Annotated in this window: 15 protein-coding genes; 11 read left to right on the top strand and 4 right to left on the bottom strand. The window is 60.5% G+C overall.

The annotated features are described in order from the left end of the window. Positions 1 to 33 precede the first annotated feature (33 nt). Entirely contained in the window at positions 34 to 1,200 is a 1,167-nt protein-coding gene (locus AB4Z52_RS19490) for a dihydrodipicolinate synthase family protein (RefSeq protein ID WP_442219566.1), read from the bottom strand. A gap of 282 nt (positions 1,201 to 1,482) precedes the next feature. On the opposite strand from AB4Z52_RS19490, the gene AB4Z52_RS19485 reads away from it, so the two are divergent. From AB4Z52_RS19485 to AB4Z52_RS19440, 10 genes are all read left to right on the top strand, one after another. Further along, on the top strand, positions 1,483 to 2,529 hold the full coding sequence (locus tag AB4Z52_RS19485; protein ID WP_442219565.1) for a LacI family DNA-binding transcriptional regulator: 1,047 nt from the start codon (positions 1,483 to 1,485) through the stop codon (positions 2,527 to 2,529). Next, complete coding sequence (locus AB4Z52_RS19480; RefSeq protein WP_442219616.1) at positions 2,529 to 3,533, top strand: Gfo/Idh/MocA family protein; 1,005 nt, start codon at positions 2,529 to 2,531, stop codon at positions 3,531 to 3,533. Before AB4Z52_RS19485 ends, AB4Z52_RS19480 begins: the two co-directional genes overlap by 1 nt. Positions 3,534 to 3,539: 6 nt before the next feature. Beyond that, positions 3,540 to 5,144, top strand: coding sequence for an acyl CoA:acetate/3-ketoacid CoA transferase (locus AB4Z52_RS19475; protein WP_442219564.1), 1,605 nt, complete (start codon positions 3,540 to 3,542; stop codon positions 5,142 to 5,144). Between the two features lie 3 nt (positions 5,145 to 5,147). After that, positions 5,148 to 5,927 (top strand): enoyl-CoA hydratase/isomerase family protein, encoded by a 780-nt coding sequence (locus tag AB4Z52_RS19470; RefSeq protein ID WP_442219563.1) that lies wholly within the window; start codon positions 5,148 to 5,150, stop codon positions 5,925 to 5,927. After that, positions 5,927 to 7,435 (top strand): aldehyde dehydrogenase family protein, encoded by a 1,509-nt coding sequence (locus tag AB4Z52_RS19465; RefSeq protein ID WP_442219562.1) that lies wholly within the window; start codon positions 5,927 to 5,929, stop codon positions 7,433 to 7,435. Before AB4Z52_RS19470 ends, AB4Z52_RS19465 begins: the two co-directional genes overlap by 1 nt. Before the next feature lie 35 nt (positions 7,436 to 7,470). Beyond that, complete coding sequence (locus AB4Z52_RS19460; protein WP_442219561.1) at positions 7,471 to 8,247, top strand: 3-ketoacyl-ACP reductase; 777 nt, start codon at positions 7,471 to 7,473, stop codon at positions 8,245 to 8,247. Positions 8,248 to 8,256: 9 nt separating this feature from the next. Continuing rightward, a complete protein-coding gene (locus AB4Z52_RS19455) occupies positions 8,257 to 9,912 on the top strand; it encodes a GMC family oxidoreductase (RefSeq protein WP_442219560.1) in 1,656 nt (551 codons plus the stop codon). Positions 9,913 to 10,006: 94 nt separating this feature from the next. Continuing rightward, a complete protein-coding gene (locus AB4Z52_RS19450; protein WP_442219559.1) occupies positions 10,007 to 11,698 on the top strand; it encodes a SulP family inorganic anion transporter in 1,692 nt (563 codons plus the stop codon). Positions 11,699 to 11,722: 24 nt separating this feature from the next. Next, positions 11,723 to 12,028, top strand: coding sequence for a hypothetical protein (locus AB4Z52_RS19445; protein ID WP_442219558.1), 306 nt, complete (start codon positions 11,723 to 11,725; stop codon positions 12,026 to 12,028). Positions 12,029 to 12,052: 24 nt separating this feature from the next. Next, on the top strand, positions 12,053 to 13,573 hold the full coding sequence (locus AB4Z52_RS19440) for an FAD-dependent monooxygenase (protein ID WP_442219557.1): 1,521 nt from the start codon (positions 12,053 to 12,055) through the stop codon (positions 13,571 to 13,573). Positions 13,574 to 13,597: 24 nt separating this feature from the next. Here AB4Z52_RS19440 and AB4Z52_RS19435 read toward each other — a convergent pair whose 3' ends face one another. After that, the gene (locus AB4Z52_RS19435; RefSeq protein WP_442219556.1) at positions 13,598 to 14,662 is read right to left on the bottom strand and encodes a glycosyltransferase family 2 protein; all 1,065 of its coding nucleotides are present in this window, start codon (positions 14,660 to 14,662) and stop codon (positions 13,598 to 13,600) included. 628 nt (positions 14,663 to 15,290) lie between these two features. Here AB4Z52_RS19435 and AB4Z52_RS19430 point away from each other — a divergent pair. After that, positions 15,291 to 15,806 (top strand): DUF992 domain-containing protein, encoded by a 516-nt coding sequence (locus AB4Z52_RS19430; RefSeq protein ID WP_442219555.1) that lies wholly within the window; start codon positions 15,291 to 15,293, stop codon positions 15,804 to 15,806. A 102-nt stretch (positions 15,807 to 15,908) separates the two neighbouring features. On the opposite strand, the gene AB4Z52_RS19425 is transcribed toward AB4Z52_RS19430, so the two are convergent. Both AB4Z52_RS19425 and AB4Z52_RS19420 read right to left on the bottom strand, forming a co-directional pair. Then, positions 15,909 to 16,046 carry a hypothetical protein gene (locus AB4Z52_RS19425; RefSeq protein WP_442219554.1) on the bottom strand — a complete coding sequence of 46 codons (138 nt, stop codon included), beginning with the start codon at positions 16,044 to 16,046 and terminating at the stop codon, positions 15,909 to 15,911. Then, positions 16,043 to 16,246 carry an isochorismatase family protein gene (locus tag AB4Z52_RS19420; protein ID WP_442219615.1) on the bottom strand — a complete coding sequence of 68 codons (204 nt, stop codon included), beginning with the start codon at positions 16,244 to 16,246 and terminating at the stop codon, positions 16,043 to 16,045. The genes AB4Z52_RS19425 and AB4Z52_RS19420 overlap by 4 nt, the downstream gene beginning before the upstream one ends. Between the last annotated feature and the right edge of the window lie 109 nt (positions 16,247 to 16,355).

The raw sequence follows: 16,355 nt of genomic DNA, 5'->3' as shown, positions 1-16,355 counted from the left end.
GTCGCTTTGGCCGCGCCTTCCAGACAACACCCCTCATGCCACGCCGTAGAGTTCCGTCAGCACCTTCATTCGGCGGACGGCAAGCTCCGGCTTGTCGAGGACATTCGCCTGGTCCGCCAGACGAAAGACATCCGCATAATGAAGGAGGCCGCGCGCCGATTGCAGTCCGGCCGGCATCGAGAAGTGCGATTGGTGGCCATTCAACCAGGCAATGAAGACGACGCCCGCCTTGTAATATTGCGTAGGCGCCTCGAATATCTTCCGCGACAGCGGGACCGTAGGTTCGATGACGGATCGGAATGCGGCAACGTCGCCCACAGCTAGCGCGGCGAGAGCTTTGGAGGCGGAGGGCGCGACCGCATCGAAGATACCGAGGAGCGCGTGGCTGTAACGCGTGCCATCCCCCGCGATAAGCTCGGCGTAATTGAAGTCGTCGCCGGTGAAGCAGGCGACGCCTTCCGGCAGGCGGTTGCGGAGCTGCACTTCCTTGGCATTGTCGAGCAAGGAAATCTTGATGCCTTCAACTTTGCCCGCGTTCTCGCCGATGATCGAAAGAACACTGTCGAGCGCACCTTCGAACCCCTCCCCGCCCCAATAACCGGCCAGCTGCGGATCGAACATATCGCCCAGCCAATGGAGAACGACCTTGTCCTTCGCCTGCGAAAGGATGCGGCCATAAACCTTCGCATAGTCGCCAGGCGAACGGGCGAGCCGCGCCAAAGCACGACTTGCCATCACGATTGCGCGACCACCGTGTTTCTCCACGAATTCGATTTGGGTCTCATATGCCTTGATAACGTCATCGAGCGACGTTGCGTCTATCGCAGCCAGATGGTCGGTGCCTGCGCCGCAGGCGAGATCCGCGCCCGGCGTACTGCGCGCTGCCCCGAGCGAGCGACGGATGAGCTCCTGGGCGCCCGCCCAATCCAGCCCCATGCCGCGCTGCGCCGTGTCCATGGCTTCCGCGATCTTGAACCCCAGGCTCCACGGGTGATGACGAAAGGCGATGGTTGCGTCCCAATCGATTGCGGGCCGGCCCCAGGGGTCCAGGTCCCTCAGCGGATCGGAGACGACGTGGGCGGCTGCGTAAGCAATGCGGTTGAATGTCGGGGGACTGGCGGGCCGCTCGATCGACTGACCGGACAGCCGGTATTGCTCAACGATACGGTCGGCTTTCGGCAGTTGTAGCGCGATCATCATGTCTCCCTCCAACGAATGGATATTGCCAATAATTTAGATCGTTCCAAATATCAAGCCAAAAATTTACCGCAACATGACTCCTGGAGATTGTCTCCGTCTTGCAGGTCATCAACAGCATATTTAAAAATAGAATATGATAAATATGACGAAATGCCTAACCTCGCTGCATCAGAATTGTTCGTCGTCGCCACTGATGGCAAAATTCAGCCTGGGCTTGCTTGACAGATTTAGATCGTTCCAATTAAATGCACTACACCGGGCCGACGAAAAGGGAGAAACGCAATGACGAAGAAACGAATTACAGTCGTCGAAATCGCCCGCGCAGCCGGCGTATCGAAATCGACGGTATCGCTCGTGCTTCAGGGTTCGTCGTTGGTCAATCAAGTGACGCGGGCCAAGGTGACCGCCGTCATTCGCGAGCTCGGTTATGTCTATAACCGTGGCGCTGCCAATCTCCGTCAGTCGAACTCGAAATCGAAGATCGTCGGCATCGTCGTCAACGATCTGACGAACAGCTTCTTTGCCGAACTTGCCGTTGGCGTCGATGATGTCATGCAATCTGCAGGATATGTGCAATTTCTTTCCAACACGGCCGAGAACGCTGACCGGCAGCGCGAAGTCATCGCCTCGATGCGCGAGCATGGTATTTCCGGCCTGATCGTCTCGCCGGCAAGGGGTACCGATGCCGCAGACCTGAAACCTTTGGTGGCAAGCGGGATCCCCGTCGTGGTCGTCGTGCGCAATGTTCATGGGGTCAAGGTTTCTTCGCTGATGTCGGACAATCACGCAGGGGCCCTGGCTGCCGTCGAGCATCTGGTTGAGCTTGGCCATCGGCGTATCGCATTCCTTGGTGGGTTTGCGGATACAGCCGTGTTTACAGAACGCCTCGGCGGCTATCGCAATGCCCTTAAGTCCGCGGGTATAGGTTTCGACGGCGGGCTGGCAATAAGCTCTGCGCCTTCAAGGGCCGGCGGTGTCGATGCCATCGGCCGCGCGATTAAGCTCACCGAGCGCCCAACGGCGGCTTTATGCTTCAACGATGCGGTGGCCTTCGGCGTCTGTGACGGACTTCGCGCGAACAAGCTGGAGCCGGGAGATGATTTCGCAGTCGTCGGCTTCGACGACGTCATCGAGGCAAAGACGGCGGTTCCGGCTTTGACGACCGTGTCGGTTGACCCGCAGGGAATGGGCCGCCGCGCGGCACAGCTGCTGTTGAAACAGATCAATTCCGGCAATGCGGACGCCGAGGCGATCGTCAGTTCCGTGCGCCTCGTGGTGCGCGAAAGCAGCGGCACGGCCTTGACTGACAAAGGAAGGAGGACCGCATGATGGCCGTTCGGTGGGGACTGGTGGGAGCAAGCACGATCGCCAAGGAGTGGGTGATAGATGCGATCAGGGCATCCGGCGGGGAAATCGCCTCGGTGATGAGCACGAGCGCTGCGCGAGGAGCTGCCTATGCGGCCGAAAATGGCATTCCGAAATCGGTGACGGCGCTTGACGAACTGATCGGGGATCCGTCGATCGACGCGGTCTACATTTCGACCACCAACGAGCTTCACCGCGACCAGGCGATTGCTGCTGCCCGTGCCGGCAAGCATATATTGTGCGAGAAGCCGCTGGCGATATCGCTTGCCGATGGCCACACGATGATAAAGGCGGCAAAGGATGCCGGCGTCGTCATCGCCACCAACCATCATCTTCGCAACGCTGCCAGCCACCGCGCGATGCGCGAGGCTATCGCTTCGGGCAAGATCGGCAGGCCGCTGTCTGCTCGGGTGTTCCACGCTGTCTATCTGCCGCCCCATTTGCAGGGCTGGCGTCTGGACAAGCCGGGAGCCGGCGGTGGCGTCATTCTCGACATTACGGTCCACGACGCCGACACGCTACGCTTTGTCCTGAATGACGATCCGACGCAGGTCGTCGCCTTCAGCCAGTCGGGTGGAATGGGCAAGGAAGGCCTGGAGGATGCGGTCATGGGCGTTATGCGCTTCAAATCCGGTGTCATCGCCCAGTTCCACGACGGCTTCACCACGAAGTTTGCCGAAACCGGTTTCGAGGTTCACGGTACCGAGGGATCGCTGATCGGCCGGAATGTCATGACGCAGCGAGCGATAGGGTCCGTCACATTGCGCACGGCAGACGGCGAGCAACACCTGCCTTTAGACGATCGCAATCTTTACGAGACCGCCTTGCACGCCTTTCACTCGGCAATCTCGCGAAAAGGACAGCCATCGGCAACCGGCGAGGATGGCATCTGGTCGTTGGCCACAGGCCTTGCCGTGGTTGAGGCAGCCAGAACCGGCCACGCGGTCACCGTCAAATCCGGACTTTGAGAGATTATGAGCAAGCAAATCACCCCTGAAGCAGCAGCAGCCCTGATCCCGGATGGCGCGGTCGTATCTGTGTCGTCTTCCAGCGGCCTCGGCTGCCCGGATCTGATGCTGAAGGCAATCGGCGAACGCTTCGAGGCGACAGGCCACCCGCGCGCGATCACAACGCTTCATCCGATCGCCGCCGGCGACATGAGCGGCATTAAGGGCGTCGATCACATCGCCCGCAAGGGGCTTCTCGCAAGGATCATCGGCGGCTCCTATCCGTCCGGGCCTTCGACTGCGGAGCCTCCCCTCATCTGGCAAATGATCGGCGCGAACGATATCCCGGCCTACAATATCCCGTCAGGTGTTCTATTCGACATGCACCGCGAGGCAGCCGCCAAGCGTCCGGGCGTCATCACCAAGGTGGGCCTTGGGACCTTCGTTGACCCTGAATTCCAAGGCTGCGCCATGAATGCGGCAGCGGCTGGCGTTCCGGTCGTCAAGAAAATCGCCTTCGAGGGCGAGGAGTGGCTGTTCTTCCCATCGATCCCCCCCAACGTCGCGATCATCCGGGCGACGACTGCCGACGAGCGCGGCAACCTTACCTATGAACACGAGGGCGCCTATCTCGGCGGTCTCGATCAGGCTCTTGCAGCCCGCAACAATGGAGGCATTGTCATCGCGCAGGTCAAGCGTGTCACCAAGGAAGGCACATTGAAGCCGCACGACGTTCGCGTGCCCGGAATGCTCGTCGATTACATCGTCGTCGACCCCGACCAGAAGCAGACGACACAGACCCTCTACGATCCGGCGATTTCCGGCGAGATATTCCACCCCCTCGACAGCTTCGGCGTCCCGGATTTCAACGTCCAGAAGGTCATCGCTCGGCGCGTCGCGCAGGAACTGGAGGGCGGCAGCTGCGTCAATCTCGGCTTCGGTATTTCGGCCAATGTGCCGCGGATCCTGATCGAGGAAGGTCTGCATGGCGCGATTACGTGGGTTATCGAGCAAGGGGCGGTTGGCGGCGTTCCCCTCCTCGATTTCGCCTTCGGCTGCGCCTCGAATGCCGACGCATACATGCCGTCTCCCTACCAGTTTACCTATTTCCAGGGTGGAGGCTTCGACGCTTCGCTGCTTTCCTTCCTCGAAATCGGCCAGGATGGTTCGGTCAATGTCTCGAAGCTCTCGTTCCGCCCGCACGTTACGGCGGGTGCCGGCGGCTTCGTCGATATTACCGGGCGGGCAAAGAAGATCGTCTTCTCCGGCATGTTCAACGCCGGGGCGAAGCTTTCCATCGAAGCAGGCAAGCTCGTCATCGAGAAGGAAGGCAAGCTGAAGAAGCTGGTCAACGAGGTGGAGCACATCACCTTCTCGGGCAAGCGCGCCGTCGCCCAGGGACAGGACATCACCTATGTGACCGAACGCTGCGTGCTCAGGCTGACGCCTGATGGCATCATGCTGACCGAAATCGCGCCAGGCGTTGATCTGGCGAGCCATATCCTTGCGCAATCGGAATTTCCACTGATCGTCTCGCCGAGCCTGAAGGTCATGGACGCCGCGCTCTTCACCGAAAGTGCCATCGGTCTGTCCCTTCCGACAAAGCCGCCACGCTTGCTCGAGGGAGCCTGAGACATGTCGCAATCCCGCATCAGGATCGATACCGACGGGCCGATCGCGACGATTACGATCTCGCGGCCTGATAAGCTGAACGCGCTCGACATCGACATGCTGAAGGAATTGTCGGCAGCCTGTGACCAGGTTGAAGAGAACGGTGCCATCCGTGTGGCGATCCTGACCGGCGCCGGCAAGGCATTCTCGGCGGGCGGCGACATCAAGGCCTGGGGCGGCATGCAGGCCAACGAATTCGGCCATGCCTGGGTGCGCTTCGGTCACCGTGTTTTCGATCGTTTGGCAACACTGCGCATGCCGCTGATTGCCGCCGTTAACGGCCATGCGCTCGGCGGCGGGCTCGAATTGGCGGCGGCCGCCGATATCCGCATCGCGGAACGGCATGTGAAGATCGGCCTGCCGGAGACCTCGCTCGGCATGGTGCCAGGATGGTCGGGTACGCAACGGCTGGTCAAGCGCTTCGGAGCGCAGATCGTGCGCCGCATGGTGCTTGGCGGCGAGATGTTTATGGCCGAAGAGGCCCAGGCCCACGGACTGGTCGACCACGTGGTCGAAACCGGCGGGGCCTTGAACGGAGCCAGGGAATATGCAGCCCGGATCGCGATGCGCGGACCGGCTGCATTGGAGATTTCAAAACTCATGCTCGCCGTTGCCAACGGTGAGGACAACGGCGCTGCCGTCGAGACGCTCGGCTCCATTCTGGTCGCCAAGACCGGCGACCTCAAGGAAGGCGTCGCTGCGTTCTCGGGCAAACGTCCGGCAGAATTCAAGGGAGAATGGTAATGACAATTCTGGTGGCTCCAAAGACGCTCGCCAATCTCAAGGTTCGCGAATTCAAGATGCTGATCGACGGCGAATGGATCACTGGCGCGGAAGGCCGCACACTGGAGCGCGTTGCCCCAAGCCACGGCGTGGTCGTCAGCCGCTATCAGGCGGCAACGAAGGTCGATGTCGAACGCGCGATCGGGGCGGCGCGCAAGGCATTCGACAGCGGCATCTGGTCGGGCCAGACCGGCGCGCAACGTTCGAGTGTGCTATTGAAGGCTGCCGATCTGATCTCCGAGCGCGCCGAGGAACTTGCCTATCTGGACGCCATCGAGGCCGGCAAGCCGATCTCCCAGGTTCGCGCCGAAATCGCCGGTTCCGTGGATATCTGGCGGTATGCCGCTGCACTTGCGCGCGACCTGCACGGCGAAAGCTATAACACGCTTGGTGACGGCACATTGGGCGTGGTGTTGCGCGAAGCAATCGGCGTCGTTTCGATCATCACGCCGTGGAATTTCCCCTTCCTCATCGTCGGCCAGAAACTCCCATTCGCGCTGGCTGCAGGCTGCACCTGCGTCGTCAAGCCATCGGAACTGACATCGGGCTCGACACTGGTTCTCGGCGAAATCCTGATCGATGCGGGCGTCCCGGCCGGCGTCGTGAATATTCTGGTGGGCACGGGGCCGGACGTCGGCGCCACGATGACAACGCATCCAGACGTCGACATGGTGTCCTTCACCGGATCCACCGGCGTCGGCAAGCTGACCATGGCCAATGCTGCGCAAACCTTGAAGAAAGTCTCACTGGAACTCGGCGGCAAGAACCCGCAGATCGTGTTCCCCGATGCCGACCTCGACGCCTTTATCGACGCTGCCGTGTTCGGCGCCTACTTCAACGCCGGCGAATGCTGCAACGCCGGCTCGCGATTGATCCTCCACAAGAGCATTGCCGACGACGTCATCGCGCGCATCGCCTCGCTGTCGAAAAAGGTCAAGGTCGGCGATCCGCTGGATCCGGCAACGCAGGTCGGCGCCATCATCACGCCGCAGCACCTCGAAAAGATATCGAACTATGTCAGCGGGGCGAAAGCCGCAGGCGCCAGGGTTGCTTATGGGGGCGAGACGGTCGATCTCGGGATGGGGCAGTTCATGGAGCCGACCATTCTTTCGAATGTGACCCCCGACATGGCCGTGGCACGCGAGGAGGTCTTCGGGCCGGTGCTTTCGGTTCTCACCTTCGAGACGCTCGATGAGGCGATCTCGATTGCCAACGCCATCGACTACGGTCTTTCCGCCGGCGTGTGGAGCCGTGATTTCGACACATGCCTGACCGTCGGCCGCAAGGTGCGAGCCGGAACGATCTGGATGAACACCTTCATGGATGGCGCATCGGAGCTACCCTTTGGCGGCTACAAGCAGTCCGGCCAGGGGCGCGAGCTCGGTCGCCACGCGGTGGAAGATTATACCGAAACAAAGACGCTCAACATGCACATCGGTGCGCGCACCGGCTGGTGGATGCCGCGCTGATCGATCGCAGCCGAGCAAGGGGGGAAGCTATCATTATGGGGGATGCATCAAGGCCTGTCGCCGTCATCACCGGCGGCCGTCGCGGCATTGGTCTGTCGAGCGCCACGGCGCTTGCCAAATCCGGTTTCGACGTCGCCCTCACCGGGATCGATGACCTGAAGCCGCATGACAGCGTCGTCGATGACCTGAAAGAGTATGGCGGACAGGCGATCTACATAAAGTCTGACCTGTCCGACGTCTCGGCACATCGGCAGACCGTCGAAACGATACTATCCTGTTTTGGCAAGGTGAATTGCCTCGTCAACAACGCCGGCATGGCCTCCGTTGTCCGCTGCGATTTCCTCGATCTCAGCCCTGAGAATTTCGATGCGATTATTACCACCAACCTGCGCGGCACGGTCTTCTTCACCCAAGCGGTGGTAAAGGCGATGCTCGACAGTGCCGGTTCGGAAAAGGCCCGATCGGTGATCAATATCACCTCGGTCTCCGCGTCTTTGAGTTCGCCCGAAAGGCTCGATTACTGCATCAGCAAATCAGGGCTATCGACCTTTTCAAAGGGCCTCGCCCTACGGTTGGCGGAAAGCGGCATCGGCGTCTTCGAAGTCCGCCCGGGCATCATCCGCACCGACATGACGGCGAAGGTCTCCGAAAAGTACGATGCTCTCATCGCCGATGGACTGGTGCCAATGAAACGATGGGGAGAACCTGCAGACGTGGGCTCCATCGTGGCTGCGTTGGCAACCGGCGACTTCGGTTTTGCGACAGGTTCGGTGATCGATGCCGATGGCGGCTTGTCGATCGCGCGATTGTAGGAACAGACCATGGCATTCGATTACATCATCACCGGCGCGGGTCCCGCAGGCTGCGTACTCGCCAACAGACTTTCGGAAGACCCGATAGTAAAGGTCCTCTTGCTTGAAGCGGGCGGCAGCGATTGGAACCCGCTTTTCCACATGCCGGCCGGCTTTGCCAAGATGACCAAGGGGGTGGCAAGCTGGGGCTGGCAGACGGTTCCGCAGAAACACATGAAGGGTCGCGTCCTGCGTTACACCCAGGCAAAAGTCATCGGCGGCGGCTCGTCGATCAACGCCCAGCTTTATACGCGCGGCAATGCTGCCGACTACGACAGCTGGGAGCGGGAAGAGGGCTGCGAGGGCTGGAGCTACCGGGAGGTGCTTCCCTATTTCAAGCGCGCCGAGGACAACCAACGCTTCGCCGACGATTACCACAGCTATGGCGGACCTCTCGGCGTGTCGATGCCGGTTTCGGCCTTGCCAATCTGCGACGCCTATATCCGTGCCGGCCAAGAACTCGGCATACCATACAACCACGACTTCAACGGCAAGCAGCAGGCCGGCGTCGGATTCTACCAGCTGACACAGCGCAATCGCCGACGCTCGTCGGCGTCGCTTGCCTATCTCAATCCCATTCGCAACCGCAAGAATCTTACGGTGAAGCTTGGCGCGCGCGCTACCCGTATTGTCCTTGAAGGCAGTCGCGCAATCGGCGTCGAGATCGCAACCACGTCTGGCATCGAGACGATTCTGGCCGACCGGGAGGTGCTTGTAACCTCCGGCGCGATCGGTTCGCCGAAATTGCTGCTTCAGTCCGGGATCGGTCCGGCCGACCACCTGTCATCGGTCGGCGTGAAAGTGCTGCACGACCTGCCGGGCGTCGGCTCCAACATGCAGGATCATCTCGATCTGTTCGTGATCGCGGAATGCACCGGCGACCACACCTATGACGGCGTCGCCAAGCTTCACCGCACGCTCTGGGCGGGCCTCGAATATGTCCTGTTCCGCACAGGCCCGGTCGCCTCGTCGCTGTTTGAGACCGGCGGGTTCTGGTATGCCGACCCGGAGGCGCGCTCTCCCGATATCCAGTTCCACCTCGGCCTTGGCTCGGGCATCGAGGCGGGCGTGGAGAAATTGAAGAATGCCGGCGTCACCTTGAATTCCGCCTATCTCCATCCGCGTTCGCGTGGAACCGTCAGGCTCGCATCCTCCGATCCGGCAGGCGCTCCTTTGATCGATCCGAACTACTGGTCGGACCCCCATGACAGGGCAATGTCGCTAGAAGGCCTGAAGATCGCCCGCGAGATCTTCCAACAGGCGGCCCTTAAGCCGTTCATCATGGCCGAGCGACTTCCAGGCCCCAAGGTGACGACAGACGAAGAGCTGTTCGATTATGGCTGCGCCAACGCGAAAACGGACCATCATCCTGTCGGAACCTGCAAGATGGGCAACGGCCCGGAGGCGGTCGTAGGCCTCGATCTGAAGGTCCATGGAGTAGGGGGGCTTCGCGTCTGCGACAGCTCGGTCATGCCGCGCGTTCCCTCCTGTAATACCAACGCGCCGACGATCATGGTTGGCGAAAAGGGTGCCGATATTATCCGCGGTCTCCCTGCGCTTCCCGCGGCGATTTTCGAGCACGAGCGCAACGATCAGCGCCCGCGCGCGCGCAGCAGGGTCGAATAGACCGCCACTGTCTGATTAACTGCGCCTTCCGTTTCCCCGTGCACAATTCATGCTATGGAGACACGTCCAAGGGTCAAGGGAGTGATGGCCGGCAATGCGCAAGGGTGACTGGATAGCCGGCATCTCGGTAGCAGGGCTGATGCTGCCCGAAGCGGTAGCATACGCGGGTATAGCTGGCCTTGCGCCCCAGCGGGCGATCTTCGCGGCGATTGCCGGGTGCCTCGCCTATTGCGCCATCGGGCAAAGCCGTTTCGCGATCGTCACACCCACCTCTTCCTCGGCAGCAATCCTTGCTGCTACCTTTGCGGCAATGCCCGGCCCAGCCGGCGACAAGGCCTTCCTTGTCACCGTCATGGTGGCGTTAGTGGGGGTCCTGTTTCTGGCGGCATCGGCCCTGCGGCTTGGAAACCTTGCCGGCTTCGTTTCGCGACCGGTTCTGCGCGGATTTGCATTCGGGCTGGCGATCACCATCATTTTGCGACAGTTACCGACCCTGACCGGGATATCCGTGCCGGCGAAAGACATCTTTCACCTGACGCTTTGGCTTCTGTCAGCCTTTCCGCAGTGGCATTTGCCGAGCGTTCTGGTCGGCACTTCTGCACTTCTGGCTCTACTTGTCCTGCGTCGCGCGCCTTTTCTGCCGGGTGCCTTTCTCGTCCTTGTCGCCGGAATTGCAGTGTCGGGGCTGCTTCATCTTTCCGATCACGGCGTGGCGCTGGTGGGACCGATCCCGATCCTGCCGCAGTGGCCGTCCTTCTCATCTGGCCAATGGCGGGACCTCGTGGCTCTGCTGCCCTATTCGCTGCCGCTTGTTCTCATCCTGTTTGCCGAATCCTGGGGCACGATCCGCTCGCTGTCGCTGCGCCAGGGCGATAGCGTGACGGCAAATCGGGAACTGGGAGCGCTGGGAGTGGCCAATCTTGCAAGTGCGCTTGTTCAAGGCATGCCGGTCGGAGCCGGGTTTTCGGCGGGCTCTGCCAGCGAGGCTGCCGGAGCGCGGACGCGGGCGACGGCGGTCGTCGCAGCCCTTGGCCTTGTCGGGCTCATTGTCTTTGCCGCCGATCTGGTGGCCAGGCTCCCTCAACCGGTGCTGGCAGCGGTGGTCATCGCAGCCCTGACCCATGCTCTCGATCCCCTGCCCTTGCTGCGTCTTTGGCAGCTGAAACGGGATTTCTATATCGCATTGGCTGCCGCGGTTGGCGTCATGACGCTCGGTGTCCTCAACGGAGTTGTCTTTGCGATCGCGCTGTCGCTGGCAGCGCTGCTCCGGCGCCTGGCCTCGCCCTATGTAGCCCGTCTTGGCCGGCTCGGCCAAGGACACGACTTCGTCGATATTGCCCGCCACCCGGACGCGACACCGATCGCGCATATTTCCATCTGGCGGCCAGGGCAGCCGCTGTTCTTTGCCAATGCCGATGCAATGCTGAGCTCGATCGCTGCAAGCGTTCGTGAAGAGCTCGATATACGCGCTGTCATCGTCAGCCTCGAAGAAAGCTTCGACCTCGACAGTACCGCGCTCGATGCACTGCTGGAATTCGACGCCAGCCTCAAAATAGCGGGCAAACACGTTCAATATGCCCGCGTCCACGACCGTGCCCGCGATCTGATCGATGCGGCCGCCCCGGAGCTTGTGGCGCGTTGCGACGTCAGCGTCGACGATGCGGTGTCGGCGGTAGGTTTCGTCCTCTCGCGATCCGCCAAGGCGCAGCCGGCCGTTCAAGAAAAACCGAAATCCGCGCCGTCAGGTGAAATGGGCCCGGAACAAATGCCCTCCGCCGATGATTGAACGAGCAGGCAAGGAGGAAAGGTAATGTTTTGCAAGCTCATCAGCATATCCCTTCTGTCCATAGGCTTGGCCTCCGCAACGCTGGTTCAGAGCAACACCAGCCCGAGCGGCGACCCGAGTGGAAACAGCAAGGGCACGGCGTCGGACGCGAACCCCGTCGGAGAACCGGTTGGCAAGGAGCCGGCAATGATCGACCCGCGCTCGCCGGGCAGCAAACATCTCGACGCAAGAGCCACGATCGACTGCGCCGCTTCCGCGAAAGCGAAGGGTAAGACGGCGACGAAAATCGACAGACCCAACAATCCCCAGGCAAAGGCCGCGTGCAAATGACAAAGGCAGAAGCGGGAGAACGAAATGATCCGTAGCGACGTCTTCATCGTGGGCGCCGGGCCGACCGGTCTTGTTCTTGCACTGTGGCTTACCAAGCTGGGCATCAACATCAGGATCATTGACAGGACCGCAAGTCCCGGGACCACATCGCGGGCGCTGGCCGTGCATGCGCGAACGCTGGAGCTCTATAGCCAGCTTGATCTTGCAAAGACCATCATCCAACGCGGCCACAGGGTTCCGGCTGCAAATCTCTGGGTCAGCGGACGACGCGAGGCACGTATCTCGTTTGAGGACGCCGGCGCCGATCTTACCCCCTACCCGTTCCTCCACATCTTTCCTCAGGACGAGCATGAACAGTTGCTTGTCGAGACGCTCCAGACGATGGGCATTTCCGTCGAGCGGCAGACGGAACTGCTAGGCTACGAAGAAGAGAGCGATCACGTCCGGTTGCGCGTGCGACAACCCGATGGCACGGAGGAAGTTTGCAAGGCAAGCTATGTCGCCGGTTGCGATGGTGCCCGCTCCCTGGTTCGACAGGTCATGGATACCGGCTTTCCCGGTGGCACCTACCAGCAGATGTTCTATGTCGCCGATATCGAAGCCGCAGGACCGCCGATAGACGGCGAGCTGCATGTCGACCTGGACGAGGCCGATTTTTTGGCCGTCTTCCCGCTCGCCGGCGATGGTCGGGCCCGATTGATCGGAACGGTTCGCGAGGGTGAATCGAACCCGGGCCGGGCCCTGAAATTCGAAGACATCAACGATCGTGCGATGAACCACCTCAAAGTCGAGGTGAAGGCCGTGAACTGGTTCTCGACCTATCATGTCCATCACCGGGTGACGGACAGCTTTCGCAAAGGCCGCGCCTTCCTGGCTGGAGATGCGGCTCATATCCATAGCCCGGCCGGCGGCCAGGGCATGAATACCGGCATCGGCGATGCGATCAATCTTGCCTGGAAGCTGAAGGCGGTGATCGACGGCCGGGCGCCGAGTGCCCTCCTCGATAGCTATGAGGCGGAAAGAATCGGGTTTGCACGCAAGCTCGTCAAAACCACGGATCGAGCCTTCACACTTGCAACCGCAGAAGGGGGCGTTGCCGATTTCATCCGGACCCGGATCGTCCCGCTCGTCGTGCCGGTGATTGCAGGTTTCGACAGCTGGCGCGAATGGGCTTTTCGCACCGTGTCGCAGCTGACGCTCAATTACCGGGATAGCCCTCTCAGCAGCGGCAAGGCCGGCAAGGTTCATGGCGGCGATCGATTGCCCTGGGTAAAGACCAGCGACGGCGACAATCAGCACTCCCTCAAAGCGATGACGTGGCAGGTCCACGTCTACGGCACCCCGATGCCCGATATCGCTGCCTGGTGCCAGGCCCATGAAATGCCGCTGCATGTGTTTGCTTGGCAGGAGCACTTTGAGGCGATTGGCTTGGCGCGGGACGCCGTCTATCTACTGCGGCCCGACAGCTATGTTGCCTATGCCGACGAGACGGCGCGCGCTGAGGGTCTGAAGCACTATTTCGACGCCCGGGAGATACGGATTTGACGTAAGCCGCAACCACTGAACGACCTATCCCAAGGCGCGACGTATTCCCTTCGAAATGCGCAACAGGAAGGCGGGTCTCGACGAAGCGACGAGCTTCCATGACAAGACCGATTTCGCCAGGCGAAGGGGAAGGACACCGACGGAAAGAAACCAGGCTGCCAGCATCGCACGGCGCCGCAGCGACGTATTCATCTCCATGCTGGCACAGGCGCCGGCGGCAGCTAGGGCAAGCCGGCTATCGTCGGCGACAGGGTGCTGGGACTGGTCGATGCAAAGCGATGCCAGGCGTTCCTCCAGATGGACAGGATCGCGGAGGCCGATGTCCGGCGCTACCTCCAGACCAATCTCGGCTGCCTGATCCGACAGGGCTTCCAGGCGGCGAAAATCATGCTGGACCCGCCAGCGCGCCCGTTGGCCGAGTTTCTCTGCAAAGGCAGAATGATTGTCGCCATGCATGCGATAGGCGCCAAGGCAGGTATCGATCGAGGTCACCATGCCATGGAGGGGCGCAACGGTCGCCAGATAACCGTCAGCTCCTTGTCGGAAATCCGTCTCCGGAACAGGCATGACAGCATCCAAGGTAGAGCGCGGAAACGCCAGACCGCTTGTAACGCTGGTCTGATAACGGCCTTTTTGCAGCAGATGCGGGGTAACATCGCCTGAATCGAACCGCAGCTCACGTGGCGGAAAGACGTCTTTCACCTGTTGCTGCTCGTCAACGATGTGCAATCGGAATTGCACTTGGGCCGTATCGTCCTCCCAAGCGTCGATGATTTCAGATACGGCGTTCGGATAAAGATAATCGTCCGCATCGAGAAAAAGCACGATCCTGCCGCTGCTGGATGCAAATCCGGTGTTGAAGGCAGCCGCATGGCCGCCGTTGACTTCCCTCAGGCATGTCTTGATCTGGGACCCGTACGAGGCGACGACGTCGGCGGTCTCGTCGGTCGAGGCGTCGTCGACGACAATGACTTCGGCATTGTCGTGACTCTGCTCCAACGCACTGTCGATGCTGCGCCTCAGGAAGCGGCCGTAGTTGTAATTCGGAATGATAATAGAAACTGGAACATTGTCCGGGATGGAATACATCGCATTAAACCTCGCAAATCTGCTTTGGTCGCGGCGAACCTTCTCATTCAGGTCCTTGGGGGGTGAAACCCGTTGCGGCAAACACAGCGTCCTGGAGGGGACGCTGCTGTCACAGACATGCTCAACGGGTGGTGAGATCTCATTCTCGACGTGTCTGTATCGCCATGACACTCCTCAGCTTTACGGCTTTTGAATGGCGGCTATCGTGATAGGCTTAGGCATGGCACCTAAGAGGGGCCAGCTGAAAGTGCAGCGGCAATTGAGAAGTACGTTGCTCCTCGGTGGCGTCAAAACTCTGCCTCCAGCTCGACGAGCTGCGCGGGCTCAGCCATCTCTGCTTCCGTTCATTTGTTTATCAATGGCCTGGAAAGCGCCATACGAACCTTAGCTTCAGACGAAACTGGGGCGGGCGACATTTGGCATGTTGTCTTAGGCGCTAAGGATGTCTTGCAGCGGTCTCATGGCTTCGTCCTGCTGTTCATAGACGATCTTCAGCTGGGTGCTTGCAGACGCGAATTTGGCGCAATTGCAACTATGGATTTCATAGAGAGGGAACAATATCGGGGCGCCGCCGTTCTAGGACCTGACGGCGTGTTCGTGCCGTATCCTGAGCAGACAAGGAGCTCCAATGAAAACCCTCGTTGCAATCGCCGCGATCTCCTCGATCGCCTTCGCGTCGGCCGTCAGCGCCGCCCCCGTGCATCACAAGACACAACATCCGGCACCCGCCGCCACCGGTCAGAAGGAACGCCTGGGAACATTGTCTTGTGAAGTCGCCGGCGGCATCGGGCTCCTGCTCGGCTCCAGCAAAAACGTCAGCTGCCAGTTCGTCAAGAGAACCGGTGCCATCGAGAAATATACCGGCAGCATCGGCAAGCTCGGCATCGATATCGGCGTGACGAACAAATCCTACCTGAAATGGGTGGTCTATACGCTGAACGCCAGCAAGTCCGGCGACCATGCGCTTGCGGGCACCTATGTCGGCGTCTCGGCTTCGGGCACCGTCGGCGTGGGCCTCGGTGCAAACGCGTTGGTCGGGGGTACCTCCAAGAATTTCGGCCTGCAGCCTCTCAGTGCAGAAGCAAATACAGGGCTGAATGTCGCCGCCGGCGTCAGCCGTCTGGAACTGATCGCCGCGAAATAGGCAAAATTCAACCGCCCAATACAAGCCAGATCGATAAAGCCGGCCAACCGCCGGCTTTATTCTTGCGGCAGCGGCGTCGCTGCGGCAGGAACATGTCCCTCGTCAGAATTCTATCATGTCGATTTTGGTCAGCGTGACCTTGCTGGAAACGCCTGGAGCCTGCGTTAGGTGCCAGGCGACATATTGTTCAGCGTAAAGATCCGTCGATGACATTCCGTCGACCGGCACGATGACATTCATTCCTTTTCTGAGGCCGCGTCCGTCGGCGTGTCAAGTACGGCCCCCTCCGACGCCGTGCCGGTGATGATAACGGTCTTTATTCCCTTGTCGTCGAGCAGCTTATCGAGGTCCGTCCCGACAAATGATGGTCTGCGCCGAAACCGACGGGATGCCAATCGAACAAAACACAGCGATAGATGCGGCAATCCCCACAAAGGCATTGTTGCTCGATCTGCCACTGGTTTTCATGAGATCATCCTCCTGCGAACCATAGGGCTCTCATACGTCAAATGCCCGCAGCCGGTAACGAAACTCTTCGTGATAAAGGCG

Source organism: Rhizobium sp. 2YAF20 (assembly GCF_052114685.1).
GTDB lineage: Bacteria > Pseudomonadota > Alphaproteobacteria > Rhizobiales > Rhizobiaceae > Rhizobium.
The sequence above is the reverse complement of the archived record's forward strand: the minus strand, read 5'-3'. Positions and strand labels throughout refer to the sequence as shown.

Excerpts from the sequence above, each read along its gene's own strand:
- AB4Z52_RS19490 (WP_442219566.1), bottom strand. The coding sequence starts at position 1,200 with ATGATGATCGCGCTACAACTGCCGAAAGCCGACCGTATCGTTGAGCAA.
- AB4Z52_RS19485 (WP_442219565.1), top strand. The coding sequence starts at position 1,483 with ATGACGAAGAAACGAATTACAGTCGTCGAAATCGCCCGCGCAGCCGGC.
- AB4Z52_RS19480 (WP_442219616.1), top strand. The coding sequence starts at position 2,529 with ATGGCCGTTCGGTGGGGACTGGTGGGAGCAAGCACGATCGCCAAGGAG.
- AB4Z52_RS19475 (WP_442219564.1), top strand. The coding sequence starts at position 3,540 with ATGAGCAAGCAAATCACCCCTGAAGCAGCAGCAGCCCTGATCCCGGAT.
- AB4Z52_RS19470 (WP_442219563.1), top strand. The coding sequence starts at position 5,148 with ATGTCGCAATCCCGCATCAGGATCGATACCGACGGGCCGATCGCGACG.
- AB4Z52_RS19465 (WP_442219562.1), top strand. The coding sequence starts at position 5,927 with ATGACAATTCTGGTGGCTCCAAAGACGCTCGCCAATCTCAAGGTTCGC.
- AB4Z52_RS19460 (WP_442219561.1), top strand. The coding sequence starts at position 7,471 with ATGGGGGATGCATCAAGGCCTGTCGCCGTCATCACCGGCGGCCGTCGC.
- AB4Z52_RS19455 (WP_442219560.1), top strand. The coding sequence starts at position 8,257 with ATGGCATTCGATTACATCATCACCGGCGCGGGTCCCGCAGGCTGCGTA.
- AB4Z52_RS19450 (WP_442219559.1), top strand. The coding sequence starts at position 10,007 with ATGCGCAAGGGTGACTGGATAGCCGGCATCTCGGTAGCAGGGCTGATG.
- AB4Z52_RS19445 (WP_442219558.1), top strand. The coding sequence starts at position 11,723 with ATGTTTTGCAAGCTCATCAGCATATCCCTTCTGTCCATAGGCTTGGCC.
- AB4Z52_RS19440 (WP_442219557.1), top strand. The coding sequence starts at position 12,053 with ATGATCCGTAGCGACGTCTTCATCGTGGGCGCCGGGCCGACCGGTCTT.
- AB4Z52_RS19435 (WP_442219556.1), bottom strand. The coding sequence starts at position 14,662 with ATGTATTCCATCCCGGACAATGTTCCAGTTTCTATTATCATTCCGAAT.
- AB4Z52_RS19430 (WP_442219555.1), top strand. The coding sequence starts at position 15,291 with ATGAAAACCCTCGTTGCAATCGCCGCGATCTCCTCGATCGCCTTCGCG.
- AB4Z52_RS19425 (WP_442219554.1), bottom strand. The coding sequence starts at position 16,046 with ATGAATGTCATCGTGCCGGTCGACGGAATGTCATCGACGGATCTTTAC.
- AB4Z52_RS19420 (WP_442219615.1), bottom strand. The coding sequence starts at position 16,246 with ATGCCTTTGTGGGGATTGCCGCATCTATCGCTGTGTTTTGTTCGATTG.